The organism is Streptomyces sp. NPDC006655 (genome assembly GCF_040703965.1).
Classification (GTDB): Bacteria; Actinomycetota; Actinomycetes; order Streptomycetales; family Streptomycetaceae; genus Streptomyces.
Map to the genome: position 1 here is coordinate 48,550 of NZ_JBEYJU010000040.1, position 20,850 is coordinate 69,399.

Annotated in this window: 19 protein-coding genes and 2 tRNA genes; 11 read left to right on the forward strand and 10 right to left on the reverse strand. The window is 72.1% G+C overall.

Features of this window, described 5'->3' with window-relative positions; genetic code table 11:
* The first annotated feature begins 280 nt into the window (after positions 1-280).
* The 6 genes from AB0958_RS23415 (at position 281) to AB0958_RS23440 (ending at position 5,423) form a co-directional block, all read left to right on the forward strand.
* Positions 281-1,192, forward strand: a complete 912-nt coding sequence (locus AB0958_RS23415) for a hypothetical protein (RefSeq protein ID WP_366892404.1) — start codon at positions 281-283, stop codon at positions 1,190-1,192.
* A 177-nt stretch (positions 1,193-1,369) separates the two neighbouring features.
* Positions 1,370-2,149, forward strand: a complete 780-nt coding sequence (locus tag AB0958_RS23420; RefSeq protein WP_358982235.1) for an HAD-IIA family hydrolase — start codon at positions 1,370-1,372, stop codon at positions 2,147-2,149.
* 100 nt (positions 2,150-2,249) lie between these two features.
* Positions 2,250-2,798: a hypothetical protein gene (locus AB0958_RS23425; RefSeq protein ID WP_366892405.1), complete on the forward strand. Its 549-nt coding sequence runs from the start codon at positions 2,250-2,252 to the stop codon at positions 2,796-2,798.
* 11 nt (positions 2,799-2,809) lie between these two features.
* Positions 2,810-3,478 (forward strand): class F sortase, encoded by a 669-nt coding sequence (locus AB0958_RS23430; RefSeq protein WP_366892406.1) that lies wholly within the window; start codon positions 2,810-2,812, stop codon positions 3,476-3,478.
* Positions 3,479-3,661: 183 nt separating this feature from the next.
* Positions 3,662-4,687 (forward strand): glycoside hydrolase family 6 protein, encoded by a 1,026-nt coding sequence (locus AB0958_RS23435; protein ID WP_366892407.1) that lies wholly within the window; start codon positions 3,662-3,664, stop codon positions 4,685-4,687.
* A 133-nt stretch (positions 4,688-4,820) separates the two neighbouring features.
* Positions 4,821-5,423, forward strand: coding sequence for a DUF4232 domain-containing protein (locus AB0958_RS23440; protein ID WP_366892408.1), 603 nt, complete (start codon positions 4,821-4,823; stop codon positions 5,421-5,423).
* 69 nt (positions 5,424-5,492) lie between these two features.
* Here the strand turns inward: AB0958_RS23440 and AB0958_RS23445 are convergent, their stop codons facing one another.
* The 3 genes from AB0958_RS23445 to AB0958_RS23455 all read right to left on the reverse strand — a co-directional run bounded on the left by AB0958_RS23445 (position 5,493) and on the right by AB0958_RS23455 (position 9,803).
* On the reverse strand, positions 5,493-7,430 hold the full coding sequence (locus AB0958_RS23445; protein ID WP_366892409.1) for a kelch motif-containing protein: 1,938 nt from the start codon (positions 7,428-7,430) through the stop codon (positions 5,493-5,495).
* Positions 7,427-9,307 (reverse strand): glycosyltransferase family 2 protein, encoded by a 1,881-nt coding sequence (locus AB0958_RS23450; RefSeq protein WP_366892410.1) that lies wholly within the window; start codon positions 9,305-9,307, stop codon positions 7,427-7,429. Before AB0958_RS23450 ends, AB0958_RS23445 begins: the two co-directional genes overlap by 4 nt.
* Positions 9,308-9,729: 422 nt before the next feature.
* Positions 9,730-9,803, reverse strand: a tRNA-Lys gene (locus tag AB0958_RS23455).
* A 186-nt stretch (positions 9,804-9,989) separates the two neighbouring features.
* Between AB0958_RS23455 and AB0958_RS23460 the strand changes: the two genes are divergently transcribed.
* The 5 genes from AB0958_RS23460 to AB0958_RS23480 all read left to right on the forward strand — a co-directional run bounded on the left by AB0958_RS23460 (position 9,990) and on the right by AB0958_RS23480 (position 15,502).
* Entirely contained in the window at positions 9,990-11,285 is a 1,296-nt protein-coding gene (locus tag AB0958_RS23460) for a peptidoglycan-binding protein (protein WP_366892411.1), read from the forward strand.
* Positions 11,286-11,349: 64 nt separating this feature from the next.
* A complete protein-coding gene (locus AB0958_RS23465; RefSeq protein WP_366892412.1) occupies positions 11,350-12,474 on the forward strand; it encodes an SPFH domain-containing protein in 1,125 nt (374 codons plus the stop codon).
* Positions 12,475-12,589: 115 nt separating this feature from the next.
* Positions 12,590-13,195: a lytic polysaccharide monooxygenase gene (locus tag AB0958_RS23470; RefSeq protein WP_366892413.1), complete on the forward strand. Its 606-nt coding sequence runs from the start codon at positions 12,590-12,592 to the stop codon at positions 13,193-13,195.
* Between the two features lie 137 nt (positions 13,196-13,332).
* Positions 13,333-13,797, forward strand: a complete 465-nt coding sequence (locus tag AB0958_RS23475; protein WP_366892414.1) for a DUF3592 domain-containing protein — start codon at positions 13,333-13,335, stop codon at positions 13,795-13,797.
* Between the two features lie 49 nt (positions 13,798-13,846).
* The gene (locus AB0958_RS23480) at positions 13,847-15,502 is read left to right on the forward strand and encodes a long-chain-fatty-acid--CoA ligase (RefSeq protein ID WP_366892415.1); all 1,656 of its coding nucleotides are present in this window, start codon (positions 13,847-13,849) and stop codon (positions 15,500-15,502) included.
* Here the strand turns inward: AB0958_RS23480 and AB0958_RS23485 are convergent.
* The 7 genes from AB0958_RS23485 to AB0958_RS23515 all read right to left on the reverse strand — a co-directional run bounded on the left by AB0958_RS23485 (position 15,468) and on the right by AB0958_RS23515 (position 20,774).
* Positions 15,468-15,541: transfer RNA gene (locus tag AB0958_RS23485), tRNA-Lys, on the reverse strand. The two genes, AB0958_RS23480 and AB0958_RS23485, sit on opposite strands and share 35 nt — an antisense overlap.
* Positions 15,542-15,660: 119 nt before the next feature.
* Entirely contained in the window at positions 15,661-16,419 is a 759-nt protein-coding gene (locus tag AB0958_RS23490) for an IclR family transcriptional regulator C-terminal domain-containing protein (RefSeq protein WP_366892434.1), read from the reverse strand.
* 255 nt (positions 16,420-16,674) lie between these two features.
* Positions 16,675-17,469 carry an ectoine/hydroxyectoine ABC transporter ATP-binding protein EhuA gene (gene ehuA / locus AB0958_RS23495; RefSeq protein ID WP_366892416.1) on the reverse strand — a complete coding sequence of 265 codons (795 nt, stop codon included), beginning with the start codon at positions 17,467-17,469 and terminating at the stop codon, positions 16,675-16,677.
* Positions 17,459-18,109, reverse strand: a complete 651-nt coding sequence (gene ehuD, locus AB0958_RS23500; protein ID WP_366892417.1) for an ectoine/hydroxyectoine ABC transporter permease subunit EhuD — start codon at positions 18,107-18,109, stop codon at positions 17,459-17,461. Before ehuD ends, ehuA begins: the two co-directional genes overlap by 11 nt.
* Positions 18,106-18,822 (reverse strand): ectoine/hydroxyectoine ABC transporter permease subunit EhuC, encoded by a 717-nt coding sequence (gene ehuC, locus AB0958_RS23505; protein ID WP_366892418.1) that lies wholly within the window; start codon positions 18,820-18,822, stop codon positions 18,106-18,108. The genes ehuD and ehuC overlap by 4 nt, the downstream gene beginning before the upstream one ends.
* Positions 18,819-19,748, reverse strand: coding sequence for an ectoine/hydroxyectoine ABC transporter substrate-binding protein EhuB (gene ehuB, locus AB0958_RS23510; protein ID WP_366892419.1), 930 nt, complete (start codon positions 19,746-19,748; stop codon positions 18,819-18,821). The genes ehuC and ehuB overlap by 4 nt, the downstream gene beginning before the upstream one ends.
* 72 nt (positions 19,749-19,820) lie before the next feature.
* A complete protein-coding gene (locus AB0958_RS23515; RefSeq protein WP_366892420.1) occupies positions 19,821-20,774 on the reverse strand; it encodes a D-2-hydroxyacid dehydrogenase in 954 nt (317 codons plus the stop codon).
* Between the last annotated feature and the right edge of the window lie 76 nt (positions 20,775-20,850).

The window sequence follows — 20,850 nt, forward strand, 5'->3', positions numbered from 1 at the left end:
GGGGCGTCGGTCGGGAGGGGCTGAACGAGGTGGGCCGGTCGAGGGGGCGTCGGTCGGGAGGGGCTGAACGAGGTGGGCCGGTCGAGGGGGCGTCGGTCGGGAGGGGCTGAACGAGGTGGGCCGGTCGAGGGGGCGTCGGTTGGGAGGGGCTGAACGAGGTGGGCCGGTCGAGGGGGGCGTCGGCTGGGAGGAGGGGCTGAACGGGCGGAGTCGTCGCCCGGGTTCGGAGTGGCGGCCGTCGGCTCCCGTCCCCGCCCGGCAGAGTCACCTGTTCATGCGCATGCGACTGAGCACCCCCCTGTCCCTCTGCCTGGCCGCCGCAGCCGTCGTCCTCGTCCCCGTGCCGTCGGCGACCGCAGCCCCCGTCGTCGCCGAGGCGTCCTGTGTGGGCACCGACGCACGGGACTTCCCCCTCACCACCCGTATCCACGGCGGCCCCACGTCCTACGAGCCCGGCGGCGGCTACGGCACCTGGTACCTGGACCTCACCAACACCACGAACCGCATCTGCACCGACGTCCACCCGGTCGTCGTCCTCGTCGACGACCACCGTGTCCTCAAGCCCTCCCAGACCGAGCTGGAGTTCTACGACGGCCCGCACCCCCGCCCGGTCCCGCTGACCGCGACCGACGAGTCCGAACTCGTCGGGGTGTTCGACGGGAACGACTTCCCGGGGTTCACCGTGGCGCCCGCGGCGACCGTCTCGGTCAAGGTCAGAGTCGCCTTCGCCGCGGACGCCGTACCGAACGCGGTCACCGCGGACGCCGCCCTCGTACAACGGCGGGGCTCGGACGGCGCCTGGGTCGGGGAGTCCAACGACTACCGCTTCGGCATCGGCCAGGAGCCGCCCCCGCCGCCACCCACGGTCCCGGCCACCCCGGCCACCCCGGCCGATCCGGACCGCACGGGCACCCCGGCCGATCCGGACACCCCGGCCTCCGCCCTCCCCTCGGACGGCACGGAGGCGGTGTCCGGCGAGGCCACCCCGGAAGCCTCCCCCGGAGCCACCCCGGGGAGCGTCCCCTCCGCGGGCGCCGCGCTGCCCTTCGCCGCCGAGGCCGCGGACGCCGGGGAACGCGCCCGGGAACTGGCCCGTACCGGCCTCGGCCTGGCCCACGGACTGCTCACGGCCACGGCCGCGCTGCTCGCCGTGGGAGCGAGCGCCTTCGTCCTGGCCCGCCGCCGGCGGTGACCCGGGTGCCGGGGCGGCGGGCACCGGCGGCGGCCGGTGGCCGACCGGCAGGTGAGCAGGGCATTCCCCGGTGATCCCGGCGTTGTCTAGGCTGGGGGCGTCGGTACGCCGTGGTTCCGGCGCGCCCAGCTCAGGCATGACCGCACCCCGCATACGCACGCCAGGAGACCCACCCACATGGCAGACCGCAAGCCCATCGAGTCGTGGCTCACCGACATGGACGGCGTTCTCATCCACGAGGGGGTTCCGATCCCCGGCGCGGACGCCTTCCTGAAGAAGCTCCAGGAGTCCGGCCGGCCCTTCCTGGTGCTCACCAACAACTCCATCTACACCGCCCGTGACCTGCACGCACGGCTGCGGCGGATGGGCCTGGACGTGCCGGTGGAGAACATCTGGACCTCCGCCCTCGCCACCGCCCAGTTCCTGGACGACCAGCGGCCCGGCGGCAGCGCCTACGTCATCGGCGAGGCCGGTCTGACCACCGCGCTGCACGACATCGGGTACATCCTCACCGACCACGAGCCCGACTTCGTGATCCTCGGCGAGACCCGCACCTACTCCTTCGAGGCGCTCACCAAGGCGGTGCGCCTGATCAACGACGGCGCCCGGTTCATCGCCACCAACCCCGACAACGTGGGCCCGTCCACCGAGGGCGACCTGCCCGCCACCGGTTCCGTCGCCGCGCTGATCACGGCCGCGACCGGCAAGAAGCCGTACTTCGTCGGCAAGCCCAACCCCCTGATGATGCGGGCCGGGCTGAACGCGATCGGCGCGCACTCGGAGACCTCCGCGATGATCGGCGACCGGATGGACACCGACGTCCTCGCGGGCCTGGAGGCCGGGATGCGCACCTTCCTGGTGCTCTCCGGCGTCACCCAGCCCGCCGACGTCGACCGGTACCCGTTCCGCCCCTCCGAGGTCGTCGACTCGATCGCGAACCTCGTCGACCTGGTCTGAGCGGCCAAACCCGACCTCACCCGGACGGAGCAATCTGGCGCCTTCCGAGGATGCGTGGGCGCCTGGTGCGGGGGAGCCTCCAGATAACTGGAGGTTCACGATGGGCTCAATTCGCCTCACTCTCTGTACCGGGCTCCTGGCCTCGGCCGTCGGGCTCCTCCCGGCGGCCGCGTCCGCGGCGGACGGCCGGGGGATCACCGTGACCCCGGCCTCGCCGGCCCCCGGCTCCGTGGTGACCCTGCGGGTCAGCGGCTGCTCCGGCACGACCGGCGCCGCCGCCTCGACGGCCTTCGTCTCGGACGCCCGGCTCAGCGGCTCCGACGGCACGCTGACCGGCGAGACCCAGGTCCGCTCCGCGGCGACCCCCGGCTCCTACGACGTCCGGGTCGGCTGCGCCGGTGCGTCCGTCACCGGCCGCGTCACCGTCGCGGCGCGGCCGCCGTCCGGTCAGGACGCGCCCGACGCCCTGCTCTCCTCACCCGTCGCGCCCGTGCACGCGGGCGGCGGGGGCACCGCTCCGCTCGCCTCGGTGGAGTCCCGTTCGTCCGGTCCGGACACCGCCCAGGCGGTCACCGGCCTCCTCCTCGCCGGGTTCGCCGCGGCCGCCGTCGGGCTGCTGAGCGCCCGCCGGAGCCGCGGCTCGCGCTGAGGACGGGGCCGATGTCCGACGACACCGAACGTTCCACCGGGACCGGACGGCTGCTGACCGGTGTGACCTGGGCCGTCCTGCTGCTCGGGCTGTGGCTGTGGGGCCGCGGGGTCACCGAGGTGCCCGACGGTCTGACCGGACCCACCACGGGTGACATGGCCGCCGTCGGCCGCCCCGCGGACGCCGGGCTGCCGCCCGCCGCCGCGCCGTTGGCCCCGGCGGTGCCCGAGCGCATCGACATCCCCGACCTGGGCGTGCAGGCCCCCGTGGTGGCCCGCGGCCTCGACCGCGACGGCGGGGTCGACCCGCCGCCCTTCGACCAGCCCGGCGTGGTCGGCTGGTACCGCTCGGGGACCGGCCCCGGAGCGGCGGGCACCGCCGTCCTGGTCGGGCACGTCGACACCCGGACCCGGCCCGCGGTCTTCTACAAGATCAGTGCCCTGCGGCCGGGGGAGACGATCCGGGTGGTCCGCTCCGACGACACGGTGGCCGAGTTCACCGTCGAGGACACCCGGGTCCTGCCCCGCGACCACTTCGACGCCCGGCAGGCCTACGGCCCCCGGGAGCCGGGCCGCGCCGAACTCCGCCTGATCACCTGCGGCGGCGCCTTCGACCGGACGACCGGCAGCTACACGGCGAACGTGGTCGTCTCGGCGTACCTCACCGGCACCATCCGGTAGGACACCTGACGCCCGGTCGGCGGCCCGCTCCCCTGAGGCCGCCGACCGGGCCGGCGGCCCCAGGGGGCCCGGGCCCAGCGGGCTGTAACAGGTCGCCGACAACGCGTGCGTGAACTCGTGGCGAGTGCGGCGGGTATGTCACGATTGGGGCCGGCCAAGTGCACCCACCCAGGGGGGAATTGGATGTACGACAGCAGGGGGGCCCGGTCGTCCGCCCGGGCGGTGGCACTGGCGGCGGCGCTGCTGCTCGCCGGGTGCTCCGCGGGCGGCGGGAGCGACGGCAAGGGGGCCGCGGACCCGGGTGCGGCCGTCACCCAGCAGCCCCGGGAGGCGGACCCGTTCTGGGTGAACCCCGACTCCAACGCGGCCCGCCAGGTGCGGAGTTACGCGAAGGCCGGCAAGGACTCCGAGGCCGGTCTCATCCGCAGGATCGCGGCCCAGCCGACCGGTGAGTGGATCGGCCCGGAGAACCCCGAGCAGGAGGCGCGCGGCTTCACCGAGGCCGCCCAGCGGTCCGGCCGCACCGCCCTCCTGGTCCTCTACGACATCCCGCACCGCGACTGCGGCCAGTACAGCCAGGGCGGCGCGGCCGACGGCGACGCGTACCGGGCGTGGCTGGCCGGGGTCGCCCGGGGCATCCAGGACCGCCCCGCCACGGTGATCCTGGAACCGGACGCCGTCCTGCACCTGGTCGACGGCTGCACCCCGGCCCGGTTCGCCGAGGAGCGCTACGACCTGCTGCGCGGCGCCATCACCACGCTGAAGTCGCTGAAGAACACGAAGGTCTACCTGGACGCGGGGAACGCCGGCTGGGGCCACCCCGACCAGATCCGCCGGCCTCTCCAGCAGGCGGGCGTCGCGCAGGCGGACGGTTTCGCGGTCAACGTCGCCAACTTCTACTCCACCCAAGACTCCATCGCCTACGGCAGGCAGCTCTCGGCGAAGGTGGGCGGCAAGCACTTCGTGATCGACACCAGCAGGAACGGCAACGGCCCGTACACGGGCGGCGATCCCGCCGAACGGTGGTGCAACCCGCCGGGCCGGGCGCTCGGCGAGACCCCGACGACGAGGACGGCGGACCCCCTGGTGGACGCCTATCTGTGGGTCAAACGCCCGGGTGAGTCGGACGGCACCTGCAAGGGCGGCCCGCAGGCGGGCGACTGGTGGCCGTCCTACGCCCTGGATCTGGCCCGATCGACGGATTCCTGAGCCGCTGTGAAAATCTTGTCGCCGTACGCGAACATTTCCGGCACAGTACGCATCCATCCTCGTGTAGGGCACCAGCAGAAGGCGCGGGGCGTACGCCCGGTTCGCGCCACGGAACACGAGGAGCACCGTCACCGTGAACGATGACCGGAACACCACCGACCGGACCGGCCTCGCCCGTCCCACGTCCCGGCGCCGCACCGGCCGCGGAGCCGGCCGGGCGCTGCTCGCCGTGACCGTCCTCGCCGGTCTCGGGCTCGCCTGGGCGGGCACCGCCGAGGCCGCGGACGCCGGTACCGCCAGGGCCACGCCGACCTGTTCGGCCGCCGCGCTCAAGGCCACCTTCGGCCAGGGGCTGGCCGGCGGGATGAACCACCAGGGCGTCGTCATCAGGCTGCGCAACCTCAGCGGCAAGACCTGCGCGCTGCGCGGCTACCCGGGCCTCGGCCTGGAGAACTCCCGTCACAAGGCGCTGACCACCCACACCCACTGGGGCGACACCTGGTACGCCAAGGACCCGGGCAGGAAGACCCTGGTCCTGAAGGACGGTCAGAGCGCCGAGGCCGTCGTCGCCTGGACCCATGCCAACACCGGCACCTCGGGCGCGGTGCACGCCTCCTACCTGGAGATCACCCCGCCCGCGTCCACCCAGCACAAGACGCTGGCGTTCCCCGAATGGGTCGACCACGGCGACCTCTCGGTCACCGCGCTGGCCCGGCACATCGACGTCACGCCCTGACCGCCGCGGCCACCGTGCCGCCCCCGCCCGGCCGACCGGCGGGGGCGGCACGGTGGCCGTGACCGGGCCCTACGGCACCTTCACCCACCGCGCCGTGCTGGGCGTGCCCTGGTCGTCGTCGGCGAACAGCATGTACCAGCCGGACGGCACCAGGTTCCGGTTCTCCGGCACGGTCACCGTGATCCGGTTCCCGGACACCTTGAAGTCCAGCGCGACCGACCGCTGGTCCACGTCGGTCACATGGGTGGTGGCGCTGGGCCGGATCAGCCGCACCTTCCTGATGACCGAGGCGTGCTGCGAGGTGAACGTCCCGGTCCCGCCCCGGGCGATGGTCCCCGGGCCCCCGCCCAGCGAAGGCCGCGAGTCCCGGTAGAGGTAGGGCGGGGTGTAGATCTCGATCCGCTGCTCGAAGACCCCGGGTCTCGTGTCGGCCTTGTCCGCGAACAGCGGGTTGGAACCGAAGAACATCACCCGGCCGTCCGGCAGCAGGATCGACCCGGAGTGGTAGTCCCGGCCGACCAGCGGGTCGGCGACCCTCCTGAAGGAGTCGGACGCGGGGTCGTAGAGCCGTGCCTGTCTGATGTCGGAGGCGCCGCGGCCGCGGTAGTCCTCGGAGCCGCCGGACACCAGCACACTGTCGTCCGGCAGCACCGAGATCTGCGGGTAGCGGGTCCCCTTGGCCAGCCTCGGTCCGTCCGTGAACCTCGGGTCGGGGTCCTTGAGGTCGATCAGCCGGGTCCGGTTCGTGGAGCGTGCCGACTCGCCCACCCCGCCGCCGCCGACGACCAGGTACTTCTCGTCCTGGGCCGGCGGCAGCAGCACGGTCCCGGACGTCTCCAGCAGGTCCGGGTCGCTCAGCCCGGCCAGCCTGGTGAACCGGTTGGTGTCCACGTCCCAGATCCCGGGGTCGCGGCCCACGTCGTCCGGCCCGTACCCGGCGTTGGAACCCGAGTAGAAGATCTTGCCGTTCTGGAGCAGGAACAGCGCGGGGTAGGTGGGGAACTGACGCTGGTACCTCGTGTACGTCCAGGTCCGCGTCCTCGGGTCGAAGACCTCGTTCTTGCCCGGCACCAGCTGCCCGATGTCGTCGAGCCCGGAGACGCCGAGCACCTTCCCGTCCGACAGGGTGGTGAGCGTCGGGTACCAGCGGGCCTCGTTCATCGGGTCGACCTTGATGTACTTCTCGGCGACCGGATCGAATTCGTAGGCGTTCCTGATGCCCTCGAAGTCCCGCTTGTCGAGGCCGAGTTTGTTGGCGATGCCGTAGGTGTTGCGGGCGTCGGCGCCGGTGAGGCCCTGGATGCCGTAGTTGTCCTGGGTGCCGGTCTCGTACCGCGTGCCCTGCTGGGGCGCCTCCACGATCACCCGCGCGTACCCGGGGTTGTTCCGCAGGTACGCGCCGGTCCTCTTGTCGAAGACCTTGGTCGCGCGCGGGACCAGCACCGAGTCGTCGGAGAGGAAGGTCCTGCCGTTCCTTTTGCCGGTGAACCGGGTGCCCTTGGGCAGGGTCATCGGTTTGTCGGGGTTCTCGTTGTAGAGGATCATGACGCCGCCGGCCTTCTTGACGTCGCCCTTGAGCTTCTCGTACCGCTTGGTGCCGCCCGCGATCAGGATGTTGCCGTCGGCGAGCTGGGTGTGGCCGGTGCAGAACAGGTCGGCCGGGGTCGGTACCTTCTTGACGGTGCCCTTGACCGGGTCCCAGATCCGGCTGTCGTAGCGTTTGGCGTCGAAGTTGTCCTGGTTGTTGCCCGAGCCCGCGACCAGCAGCACCTTCCCGGTGTGCAGGAGCACCGCGTGGATGGTGTCCTGGCGGTACTCCTTGGGGAACTCGACGATGTCCCAGTGGCCGTTCGCGGCCTTGTACTCCGGTCTGTTGATCTCGTACTCGTGGTACTGCTCGGTCCCGAAGCGGTACATCCACGGCCCGTTCGTCCCGGCCAGCACGAGCACCACCGCGGTGCCGATCGCGAGACGACGGGCCCGGCGGCGGCCGGCGCTCTCGGTCATTCCTCACGCCCCCCGAGGCCGCCGCCGAGCGCGATCCGCACGGTCTGTTCCGGGTCCCCGCCGCCCGCGGGCGTCCAGCGGGGCCGCCGCTGGGGGACATGGGCGTGTCCCGGTGGGACCGCGTCCTCGGGCTCGGCGCTCCGCCGGCCCTCCTGGAGCAGGGCCCAGCGCCAGGCGAGGATCGGCGCGGCCGTGATCAGGAGGGCCAGCGCCGCCCAGGTGATCATCGCGGGCTGGGCGTGGCCGCCGGCGAACCCCGCGGCCAGTGAACCGCCGAAGACCAGGATGAAGAACCAGTGGATCCGGAACGTCCCGAACAGCGTGTCGGGGCTGGCGGACTCGCCCTTGGGCGTGACCACGAACCGGCTCCTGCGGCGCAGCACCGCGTCCATCAGCGAGCGGGCGTAGATCGGTGCGGACAGCGCCGACATCACCATGCCGGCCACGCCGCCCGAGCCCTCCGGCTCGTGCGGGGAGACGTTGTGCCGGCGGTTCCAGACGTAGAGGCCGATCTGGAGCGCGGAGGCGTTGCCGTAGAGCATCAGCCACACGGTCGGGTCGATGTCGACGCCGGAGGCGCCCAGGCCCAGGAAGAGCGCGCAGCTCAGGGCCGCGAGGATCCAGTTGAGGGCCGACATCGGATAGAAGATGATCATCATGGTGTAGTTGAAGAGCCTGCCGGGCGGCAGCGAGAACAGGCCCTTCCAGTACTGCTTGAGGATCGTCTCGTACGTCCCCCGTGACCAGCGCAGCTGCTGGGTGAAGAAGTCGGTCCAGGAGTTCGGGCCCTCGCCGACCGCGAGGACGTCCGGGGTGTACACCGAGCGCCACTTCCGGCCGGTCGCCGGGTTCCTGGCGCGGTGCATCTCGAAGCCGGTGGCCATGTCCTCGGTGATCGAGTCGTACAGGCCGCCGATCTGCCGGAGCGCCCTGATGCGCACGGCGTTGGAGGTGCCGACGAACATCGGGGCGCCGTAGCGGTTGCCGGCCCGCTGGATCAGGGCGTGGAAGAGGAACTGCTGGGACTCGGCGGCCTTGGTGACGAACGTGTCGTAGTTGCCGTACACCTGCGGGCCGATCACGAAGCCGACGTCCGGGTCGCGGAAGTAGCCCAGCATCCGCTCCAGGTAGTTGGGGAGCGGGACGTGGTCGGTGTCGACGGAGGCGAAGAAGTCGTACGCGTCGCCGTGCGCCTCCAGCCAGGCGTTGTAGTTGCCGTGCTTGGTCTTCGCGCGGTGCGGGCCGGTGGGCCGGTTCCACCGGTCGACGCCCTTGCGGGTGAAGTGGTGCACGCCCAGGCGCGCGCAGACCCGCTTCACCTCCGGGTCGTCTCCCTCGTCGAGCAGCCAGACGTGCAGCAGCCCCCGGTGCCGCAGCCGGACCGCCGCCTCAAGGGTCCGGGTGACCATGTCGAGGGGTTCCTTGCCGGGCACGAACGTGGTGATGAAGGCGACCCGGGTGCCGGTCCCCGGGACCACCGGGACGGGATCGCGGGCGACCAGGGTGGCGTGCGCGTTGGACAGCACGTTCATGCAGCGGAAGAACTCGATCAGGCCGATCGACACCAGCATCACGACGTCCAGCGCCGGCAGGAAGCCGTGGGCCGGCTGGTCCCGCCGGGTCCAGTGCTCCGGTTGCAGCAGCCAGGTCAGCAGGACCAGCGACAGCAGCGGGGCCGCGCCCAGCATCAGCGCGGCGCGGACGCGGTGCGGCTCCTGGGAGAGCAGCGAGCGGTACCGCACCGTGTAGGGCCGGGTCGGATCGGGCTGGGTGAGGGGGCCGGCGAGCCGGCTGTAGTGCTCGTAGTCGTATCTCGGCAGTGTCCTCTTGATCCGGCGCAGGGCGCCGGTGCGGTGCCCAGGCGTCGTCGACGTCATGAGTCATCCCCCCGCACACGCAGGTCAGCGCGTGCTCCTCGGTCCCACCGCCCGGCCGGGTCCCCCTCGACCCACGCGGGCGCGTCCATGGCGGGACACAGTCCTCCGCCGCGATGGACACGGACTGTGACCGTCCGGTTGCATGATGCCCCCCTCGGCACCGATTCATGACCGGGGTCCCTCGCCCCGCGGCTCCGGCAACCGGCTGCATACCCCCCAAGTGCCGCAATTCATCGGCACTTTGGGCATCCAGGGTTCTACGGTGCTCAGCATGATCGCAAGGGCGAAACGCGCTGTTTACCGGTCATACGCGTTCATTGTGGAACGTGTGAGGATGCTGTGGACCGGCCGTGTCGGTGGTTGACATCCGGGGTGAATGCCGAAAGGCCCCCCGCTGCTGCGGAGGGCCTTTCGGCTGTCTGTGCGCCGCCAGGGACTCGAACCCCGGACCCGCTGATTAAGAGTCAGCTGCTCTAACCAACTGAGCTAGCGGCGCCTGCTGACATCGAGAACTCTACCCGACCGGCGGGTGTGCTCCCGACCACCGGTCACCGGGGCGCCCCTCGTCCGCCCCCTGCCGTACATCATTCGGACCGTCAGCATGCGCACCGGGGCGACAGTTGGGAAACTGATCAATGTGCACAGTCCCGGACATATCCACCCGAAATGTGAGGGGAGTCGCATGCCGGCCCCGGTATTCCAGGAATTCGATCCCGCGGACGACTGCGAATGCCCCGGCTGCGTCCACTGGCGGCGGGTGGGCCCCGCCCCGCTGCCCGGCCGTTTCGGCGGCCACCCGGCGGCCCGGAGCGTGCTGGTCGTGGCCGCCGCGTCCGCCGCCCTCGCCGCGGGCGCCCCGACGGCCGCCGCCCAGGGCGTCCCGCCCGCCCCCCACCGGTCCGCCGTCCCCGCGGACCCCGACCCCGCCACCCCGCAGGGCGTCAAGTCCCCCCTGCACGGCCCGGCCGGTGCACCGGTCCAGGGCCCGGTCACCACCCCGCCCACCACCCGTACGGAGATCATCAACCGCGCCAAGAGCTGGGTCACCGCCAAGGTGCCGTACAGCAGCAGCCTCTACTGGACGGACGGATACCGGCAGGACTGCTCCGGCTACGTCTCCATGGCCTGGGGACTGACCGGCAACGAGTGGACCGGCAGCCTCGGCCAGTTCGGCACGAAGATCACCAAAGCGGAGCTGCAACCCGGCGACATGCTGCTCTTCCACAACACGGCCGACCCCGCGCAGGGCTCCCACGTAGTGCTGTTCGGCGGCTGGACGGACCACACCCGCACCTCCTACACGGCCTACGAGCAGGCGCCCCCGCACGCCCGCCGCCAGTCCACCCCGTACGCCTACTGGAGCAACTCCGCCAAGTACGTCCCCTACCGCTACAAGGGCCTGGTCGCGGACCCGGGCGCGGCGGGCGCGCAGGCCGGGAAGGCGGCCGGGCCGTTCCCGGGGGCCGCCTACTTCGGTCCCGGCGCCGACAACGAGTACGTCACCCTGCTCGGCCGGATGCTGGTCGCCCGGGGCGCCGGCGGCCTCTACGGCACGGGTCCCGGACCGGTCTGGGGCCCCGCGGACCAGCGCGCCACCCGGGCCTTCCAGCAGGCCCAGGGGTGGACCGGCGCCGACGCCGACGGCCTGCCGGGGCCGCGCACCTGGGAACTGCTCAGCACCGGCCGGGGCAAGGACATCGGCCCGGCCGCCGCCCCGGCCGGCCCCGCCTCGCACGGGGTGCCCGGCTACCCCGGCAGGAACTACTTCCGTCCGGGCGCCGAGAACGACCACGTCACCCGGCTCGGCAGACGGCTGGTCGAGAAGGGGTACGGCCGCTTCTACCCCGACGGCCCCGGGCCGCGCTGGGGCGACGCGGACCGCAGGGCCGTCGAGGCGTTCCAGCGGACCCAGGGCTGGCGCGGCGGCGCGGCCGACGGCTACCCGGGCCCGGAGACCTGGCGCCGGCTGTTCCTGTGAGGAACCCCACGAGCACCCACGAACCCATCACCTGACGCATCTGGCGCGGAGGCTGGAGGCAGGCATGAGTACGACCACCGAGCACACCCCCGAATCGGGCGATCCCCTGGACAGCGGGCCGCCCACCCGCCCGGTCCCGCGGCTGATCCAGAACGAGGCCACCACCGAGATCCCCGTCCACCTGCTGTTCCGCGACGACCCCGCCCCCGTCTCGGTGCCGCTGCGGCCCGCGGTCGTCGCCCGCCGGCAGGGCACCGGCGAACAGCCCCGGCTGCGCCGTCCGGCCGCCGCCGCACCCCGGCCGGCCGCGGCCGTCGACCCCGACCTGGTGGAGAGCCCCGCCCGGGTGCTGCCCGGCGCGGTGGGGGTGCTCGCCGGGCTCGGCGGGGTGGCCGGCGGTCTCGCCACCTCCTGGTGGGCCGGGGTGCTGCCGTCGCTGGCGGTGCACGCCCTGCGGCTGCCGGCGTCCGCGGGGCTCGGTCCGGCGCAGTGGGCCGCGTACGCCGGGGCGGGCGCGCTCGGTGCCTGCGGTTTCGCGGGGCTCGCGCGCGGGGTGACCGGACAGGCCCGGGTGCTCGCTCTGTTCGGCCGCTACCGGGGGACGGTGCGGCGCACCGGTCTGCTCTGGATCAACCCGCTGCACCTGCGGCGCCGCGTCGACGTCCGGCTGCGGCACTGGCGCAGCGAGGAGATGCCGGCGGCGGACGGCAGCGGGGTGGCGCTGCGGGTCGCCGTGCTCGTGGTGTGGCGGGTGCGGGACACCGCGCGGGCCGTGCTCGGCGTCGAGGACCACGAGGGGTATCTGCGCGAGTGCGTGGAGGCGGCGCTGGCCCGGGTGCCGGTGGAGATGCCCGGCGGGGTGCGCGGTTCGGTGGAGGCCGCCACGGACGCGCTCACCCGGCGGGTGGCGGCGGACGCGGCCGGGATCGGTCTGGAGGTGTTCGCCGTGCAGCCGGTCCGGGTGGCGTACGCCCCGGAGGTGGCCGAGGCCATGCACCGGCGCCGGATCGCCGCGCTCGACGCCCAGCAGCGGGCCACCGTGCTCACCTCCGTCGTGGACTCCGTGGAGGACACGGTGACCCGGCTGACCATGCGCGGCCTGGTCGAACTCGACGACTACGAGCGCAAGGTCCTGGTGCGGGACCTGACGGTGGCGTTCTGCTCGGGGCGCACCGGCTCCGCGCCGTGACGGGTATCGACCTGTCTTTGATATGGACACGGTCAACAGCCGGCAATAATCTGGGGACTTGGTCTAGACCTGCACGGCTCACCGGACTTCCCCCACGTTCACCAGGAGCGGCAGCATGCGTAAACGGACCAAGGCGTCGGCCGTCGTGCTCGGTGTGGCGACCGCCGGAGCCTTCGCGCTCTCCACCGGCGGCGCCAGCGGACACGGCTACACCGACCTCCCCATCAGCAGGCAGAAGCTCTGCGCCAACGGCACCGTGACCGGCTGCGGCGACATCCAGTACGAGCCGCAGAGCGTCGAGGGCCCCAAGGGCTTCCCGGCGGCCGGTCCCGCCGACGGCCAGCTCTGCAACGGCGGGCTCAGCCGGTTCGCCCAGCTCAGCTCGCCCAGGACGCCGTCGGGCGGGGCCTGGCCCACCACCAGGGTGACGGGCGGCCAGTCGTACACGTTCCGCTGGCAGTTCACGGCGATGCACGCCACGACCGACTTCAAGTACTACGTCACCAAACAGGGCTGGAACCAGAACCACGCCCTCGCCCGTTCGGACCTCGACACCACCCCGTTCCTCACCGTCCCCTACAACGGCCAGCGCCCGCCGGCCACCCTCAGCCACAGCGGCACCCTGCCGACGGGACTGAGCGGCCACCACGTGATCCTGGCGGTCTGGACGATCGCCGACACGGGCAACGCGTTCTACGCCTGCTCGGACGTCACGTTCTGACCGGAGTCGGTCGACGAGTGCGTAACACCGGGTGGATCTGAGCTTCGCTTGAGGACCCGCCGCAGGCCAGAGGGGTACGGTCCCGCCGTGCCGGTCAGTCGGACCGGTGTTCGGACCGGGGGACTCTCATGGGCTTCATGGAAGCGTTCTTCTACCTCGTTCCCGCCCTCTTCGTCGTGGTCGGGGTCTTCGGGGTGGTCAGGACGCTGCGGCGGTCGAGCGAGATCAGCCGGGCGTGGCGTCACGGGCGTACGGCCGAGGCGCGCTGTCTGCGGGCGTACACGACGACCGGCGGCGGCGCCGGGGACACGGCCGTGACGACCACGCTGCACCACGTGTACGAGTTCACCACGGCCGAGGGGAGGGTCGTCCGCATCGACGAGCCGAACGGGCCGCGGACCGTGGTCGAGGGGGACTTCGTGACGGTGCACTACCTGCCGGAGCGGCCGGAGAGGGCCACCGCGCAGCCGCCGGCGCAGGGGAGGCTGACGGTGGAGACGGGGTGTCTGCTGGCCTTCTTCGTGGTGTTCATCGGGATCGCGCTGGCTTTCATGGGGGCGGCGCATGTCATCTTCTCGGTGTGGGGTGACGTGATGCCGTGAGGTGCGGGGCGCTCCACATCTGACGCAGTGTCAGTTACCCTGCCTCCCCATGACCTCCGAGACGCGTACGGTCGCTGAGGCGGTGGCTGCCCGGTGGGGGGACCATCGGCCGGGGTTGTGGTGCGGGGAGCGGGTCCTCAGTCACCACGAGGTGGCCGGCGGGGCCGCCGCGCGGGCGGCCCTGCTGGACGATCTGCTGCCGGCCGGGGGCGTGCCGCACGTCGGTGTGCTGCTCGACAACACCCCTGAGTTCCCGCTCTGGCTGGGGGCGGCCGCGCTGGCCGGGGCCGCCGTCGCCGGGATCAATCCGACCCGGCGGGGGAGCGAACTCGCCCGGGACATCGTGCACACCGAGTGCCCGGTGCTGGTCACCGAGCGGGCCCGGCTGCCGTTGCTCGCCGGGCTCGAACTCCCCGGGGTGCGCGTCCTCGTCACCGACGAACCGGAGTACGGGGCGCTTCTCGCCCCCTACCTCGGCGCCTTCCCGGACGCCTCCCGGGCCCGCCCCGCCGACCGGATGCTGCTCTACTTCACCTCCGGGTCCACGGGGGCTCCCAAGGCGGCCCTCTGCTCCCAGGGGCGGCTCGCGGCGGCCGGACACTCGCTCGTGGCGCAGTTCGGGCTGTGCGCCGACGACGTGCACTACGTCTGCATGCCGATGTTCCACGGCAACGCCGTGATCGCCGACTGGGCACCCGCGCTGGTGACGGGCGCCGGGGTGGCGTTGCGCCGCCGCTTCTCGGCGTCGGGGTTCCTGGCCGACGTGCGCCGGTACCGGGCCACCTACTTCACCTACGTCGGCCGCGCGGTGAGTTACGTCCTCGCCACCGAGCCGCGCCCCGACGACCGCGAGAACCCGCTGCGGCTCGGGTTCGGGACCGAGGCCGGGGCCGTGGACGCGGCGGCCTTCGAGGAGCGGTTCGGGGTGCGGCTGGTCGAGGGGTACGGGTCCTCCGAGGGCGGGGCGGCCGTCCAGTGGTCGCCGGGGACACCGGCCGGGGCGGTGGGGCGGGCGGCGCCCGGTCTCGTCGTGCTCGACCAGGAGTCGGGCCGGGAGTGCCCGGCGGCCGTCTTCGACTCCGGCGGGCGGCTGCTCAACGGGGAGCAGGCGATCGGGGAGCTGGTGAACCGGGCGCCGAACCCCTTCGAGGGGTACTGGCGCAACCCGGAGGCGGAGGCCGAGCGGCGGCGCGGGGGGTGGTACTGGAGCGGGGACCTGTTCTACCGGGACGCGGACGGCTACCTGTACTTCGCGGGGCGCACCGACGACCGGATCCGGGTCGACGGGGAGAACCTGGCCGCCGCGATGATCGAGAACATCCTGGCCCGGTACGAGGGGGCGGACGCCGTCGCCGTGTACGGGGTGCCGGACCCGGTGACCGGGGACCAGGTGATGGCGACGGTCGCCGGGCGCTTCGACCCGCTGGACTTCGCCGAGTTCCTGCTGGCCCAGCCCGACCTGGGGACGAAGATGGCGCCCCGGTTCGTCCGGGTGGTGGGGCGGATGCCGGTGACGGCCACCCACAAGATCCGGCGGGCCGCGCTGCGCGGGGAGGGGGTGCGGTGCGCCGACCCGGTGTGGTGGCGGCCGCCGGGGGAGCGGACGTACCGCAGGCTGACACCCGAGGACGCCGAAGGGCCCCTCGTTTCCACGAGGGGCCCTTCACCGGTGCGCCGCCAGGGACTCGAACCCCGGACCCGCTGATTAAGAGTCAGCTGCTCTAACCAACTGAGCTAGCGGCGCATGACTCTCGCCGACCGTTCGAACCTCGTTCTCGCGGTGGCGACGAAGAAAATACTACCTGGTCCGCGGGGGTGCTTTCGACCACCGGGACGGGCAGCCGGCACGGGCCCCGGACGGCCCTAGATGGCGAGGGACAGCAGGAGCGGTGCCGCGCCGCGGTTCAGGGTGTCGGCGGCCTGGCGGAGACGGTGGGCGTGCTCCACCGGCAGGGACAGGGCCAGGCAGCCCACGGCCGAACCGGCGGTGATCGGGACCGCCGCGCAGACCGTGCCGATCGCGTACTCCTGGAGGTCCAGGACGGGCACCGTCGGCGGCTGCGCCTCCAGCCGGGAGAGCAGCAGCTTGTCGCTGGTGATGGTGCGCGAGGTGAGGCGGGCCATCTTGTGCCGGGAGAGGTGGTCGCGGCGGGCGTTGTGGTCGAGCTGGGTGAGCAGGCTCTTGCCGATCGCGGTGGCGTGCGCGGAGGAGCGGAAGTCGACCCACTCGTTGACCGCGGGGGTGCCCGGGCCGGCCGCGTACGGGCCGATCCGCACCTCGCCGTCCACGTACCGGCTGAGGTAGACGGCGGCGCCGACCGAGTCGCGCAGCCGGTCGAGGATGACCTGGAGCTGCTCGCCGAGGGCCCGCTCCCGGTCGTGCGCGGAGCCGAGGCGGCGCAGGGTCTCACCGGTGACGTAGGCGCCGTCGGTGACCTGTTCGACATAGCCCTCGCGGCGCAGCATGCGCAGCAGCCCGGTCAGCCGGTCGGGGTCCAGGCGGGTCAGGCGGGCCAGTTCGGTGTCGGTGACGCCGGTGGAGTGCCGTGCCACCGTCTCCAGGACCCGCAGGGCGTCCTGGGCGGAGTGGTACGGGGCGGTCGGCTCGTGCTTCAGCGCCACGGTGGTCCCCCTGCGCTCGCTCGGCACTTCTACGGTCTGGCCGCGGTCCGGATGGCGGATCGTCTCCACGATAACGGCCAAGCGGCCGAAACGGAGAGGGTGTTGGTGAGATTCCGGCGCTCCCAACTGCGGCGAAAGCCCGCTGGCATATGCCAGCGGAATGACCCGACCGCCGGACCTCGCCTGATCGTGCGTTCACTTCCTGTAGCCACGGGACTGCGTTGGGAAACTTTTACGTCGCAGCGATGGAAATATCTACAGCACGGCGCTCAGGAACTCCCGGGTCCGCTCCTGCTCGGGGTCGCCGAAGATCTGCTCCGGCGGACCCGCCTCGATGATCCGGCCCGAGTCGAACATCAGGACCTGGTCGGAGATGTCCCGGGCGAAGTTCATCTCGTGGGTCACGCAGAGCATGGTGATGTCGGTGGTGCGGGCGATGTCCCTGAGCAGGTCGAGCACGCCCGCGACCAGCTCGGGGTCGAGCGCCGAGGTCACCTCGTCGAGGAGCAGCACCTTGGGCCGCATGGCCAGCGCCCGGGCGATCGCGACCCGCTGCTGCTGGCCGCCGGAGAGCTTCGTCGGCCGGGCGTCGGCCTTGTCGGCGAGGCCCACCAGGTCCAGCAGCTCCCGGGCGCGTGCCTCCGCCTCGTCCTTGGACAGGCCGAGCACGGTGACCGGAGCCTCGGTGAGGTTGCGCAGCACGGTCATGTTCGGGAACAGGTTGAACTGCTGGAACACCATCCCGATCTGCTTGCGGACCTCCCGCAGCTCCTTCTCCGACGCCGGGAAGAGCCGCTGCCCGTCGACGGTGATGGTGCCGGTGTCCGGCTTGGTCAGGGTCATCAGCAGCCGCAGGATCGTGGTCTTGCCGGAGCCCGAGGGCCCGATCAGGGTGACGTGCCGGCCCGCCCGCACGCTCAGGTCGAGACCGTCCAGGACGGTGTTGTCCCCGAACCGCTTGGTGATCCCCTCCAGGCGGACGAGGTCGGCGGACGCCGTACCGGTCGTGGCCGGCTGCTGATCGGTCTGCTTGCTGGTCTCAACGGACAAGGCGACGCTCCAGGGTGCGCAGGAGAAGGGAGGCGAGGTAGGAGATGACGATGAAGGCGACGCCGATCACCGTCACCGGCTCGGTGAACTGGAAGTGCTGCTGGGAGAAGAGCCGCGCCTGGCCGAGCATCTCCAGCACGGTGATCGACATCAGGATCGGGGTGTCCTTGAGCATCGAGATCACGTAGTTGCCGAGCGGCGGCACCACCCGGCGCAGGGCCTGCGGCAGGATCACCACGGTCCAGGTCCGCCGGGCCGGCAGGCTGAGCGCCGTCGCCGCCTCCCACTGTCCGGCCGGCACCGCCTCGATCCCGGCCCGGTAGACCTGCATGGTGTACGTCGAGTAGTGCAGGCCGATCGCGAAGACACCGGTGGTCAGCGCGGAGAACGTCAGGCCCCACTCGGGCAGCACGTAGAACAGGAAGAACAGCTGCACCAGCAGCGGGGTGTTGCGCACGAACTCGGTCACCACCCCGACCGGCCAGCGCACCCACCTGGTGGGCGTCCGCAGCAGCAGCGTCCACACCAGCCCCAGCGAGAACGAGATCAGCGAACCGAGGGCCAGCGCCTGCAGGGTGACCAGCAGGCCGTCCCACAAGTGCGGCATGAACCCGCTGACGGCACTCCAGTCCCACTTCACGCGACACCACCGACCCCGGTCGTCTCCTTGCGCTTGGCCGCCCGCGCCGCACGCTCGTTCCCCGTGTCCTTGCCGATCCCGGCCTTCAGCCGCTTCTCGAGACCGCGCATCAGCCGGGTGATGACGAACGCGATCACGAAGTAGATGACCAGCAGGTACGTGTAGATGTGCGCGCTCTCCTGCAACGCCAGCCGCACCAGGTTCCCGCTGAACGCCAGGTCGCCCATGCCGGTGATCGACACCAGCGCGGTGCCCTTGAGCAGCTCGACGAGCAGGTTGCAGTACGACGGGATCATCTCCGGCACGGCCTGCGGCAGCAGGATCAGCCGCAGCCGCTGCCAGGGCGTGAAGTTGAGCGCGATCCCGCCCTCCTGCTGCGCCGGGTCGACCGCGTTCAGCGCACCGCGCACGATCTCCGAGCCGTACGCGCCGTACGTCAGCCCGAGCGCGAGGGTGCCCGCCCACAGCGGCACCAGCTGCCAGCCGAAGGCGACCGGCAGCACGAAGAACACCCAGAAGATCATCACCAGCGCGGAGGTGCCGCGGAAGACCTCGGTGTAGAGCCCGGCGAGGAACCTCACGATCCAGAGCCGGTTGGTCCGCGCCACGCCCACCACCAGGGCGACGGCCGTCATCAGCAGCCCGCTGAGCACCAGCAGCTGGAGGGTCGTCCAGGTGCCTTCGAGTACGAGTTCCCACAGTCCGGAGGTCATCCGCTCCTGCCTCCCCCGCACAGCTCCTTCGCCGTCAGGTCGGTCATCTCCGCCTGGGTGAAGCCGAACGGCCGCAGGATCCGCAGCAGTTCGCCGCTCTTCTTCAGCTTGCGCAGCTCCACGTTGAAGGCGTCCCGCAGCCGCGTCTCCGCCGACCGGAACGCGAACGCGCCCCCGTCGATCGCCGGCCTGCCGCCCACGAGCGGCGCGAACGGCTTGGTCCCTTCGGCCTTGGCGGACTTCCTGGCGACCTCGCGGACGGTGACCGCGGTCCCGGCGAACACGTCGACCCGCCCCGCCTCCACCGCGTTCAGTCCGGCGACCTGGTCGGGCACGATCAGGATGTCGCTCTCCTTGTACCCGGCCTCGACCGCGTGCTGGATCTGGGCGTAGCCCGTCCCCGTGGCGAACTTGGCCTTCTTCGCGACGACGTCCCGGTAGCTGTGCAGCCCCTTGGGATTGCCCTTGCGCACCACGAACGAGTCGAGCATCTGGTAGTCGGGGTCGGCGAAGATGACCTGCGCGCACCGCTCCGGGGTGACGTACATCCCGGCGGCCACGACATCGAACTGCTGCGAATTCAGTCCGGGAATCAGCGAACCGAACTCGGTGGGCACCGGCTGCACCTGGCCGACCCCGAGCCGTTTGAAGATCGTCTCGGCCAGCTTCGGTGCCTCACCGGTCAGCCGGCCGTTCTTGTCGATGTACCCGAAGGGGATCTCACCGGCGATCCCGAGTCGTACGACACCCTGGGCGCGCAGGCGCTGCAACAGGTCACCGCCGTTGCGGGTGGACGCGGTGGCCACCCGCGTGCACCCGGCGGCGGCGAGTGCGCCGACGGCGACGGCACCCGCGAGCACCGCCCGCCGAGAGTGTCTGGATTCGTACCCGGATATATCCATGTCGTTGCCGTGTGGTGGAGCCATGGCGGCGCGGCTACCCGAGTCCAACCGACTTATGCGCCGCGGATTGCACGGGCAATCCCTCCTGGGAGGGGGTCAGTGACCGGGCACGTATCCACGTCTCTTGTCGACCACGTTCAGCAGGGACCTGCCCGCCGCCCAGCGCTCGTACAAGTCCACGAACTGGGCGCCCAGTTCGTCCCGCCAGCCGACCGTGTCGCCGCTCATGTGCGGGGAGACGAGCAGGCCCGGCGCCTCCCACAACGGGCTGTCCGCGGGGAGTGGTTCGGTGGCGAGCACGTCCAGGGCCGCGGCGGCGATCCAGCGTCTGGTGAGCGCCTGGACGAGCGCGTCCTCGTCGACCAACGGGCCCCGGCCGACGTTGATGAAGCAGGCCGACGGCTGCATCACCCCGAAGCGGTGCGCGTCGAACATGCCGTAGGTCTGCTCGGTCAGCGGGGCGGCGGCGATCACCCAGTCCGCCCGGGACATCAGCCGGTCCAGGTCGTCGGGGCCGTGGACGCCGGTACGCGGCACCCGGCCGACCAGCGCGGTCGTGACGCCGAGCGCCTTCAGGGTGCGGACGATCGCCCGCCCGATCGGGCCGGAACCGACCACGCACGCGCGCGTGCCCGCCACCCGCCGGCCCTCGCGGTGCCGCCAGGTCCGCTCCCGCTGCAGATCGAGGGTCCGCGGCAGGTCCTTGGCGATCGCCAGCACCAGCGCGGCCACGTACTCGGCCACCGGTAGGTCGAAGACCCCGCGCGCGTTGGTGACGACCGTGTCGGACGCGACCAGCTCGGGGCACAGCAGATGGTCGACGCCCGCGCTCGCCGTGTGCACCCAGCGCGGCCGCGGGCCCTCCCCTGGCCAGGCCCCGCGGACCGCGTGCGAGGCGAAGTCCCAGACCAGCAGGACGTCGGCGGACGGCAGCCGGGCGGCGAGCCCGTCCGGGTCGGTGTGCACGATCCGGGCGCGGCCGGTGAGCCGGCCGAGTCGGGGCGGCGGGTCGGCGTCGAGGACCAGCACGGTGGGCACAGGCGGCGTCATGCGGGGTGGCCTCCCGGCGTCCGGCAGCGTCTGACATGGGCGGATGGAACGTCTGAGATGCGCGGATCGACCACGC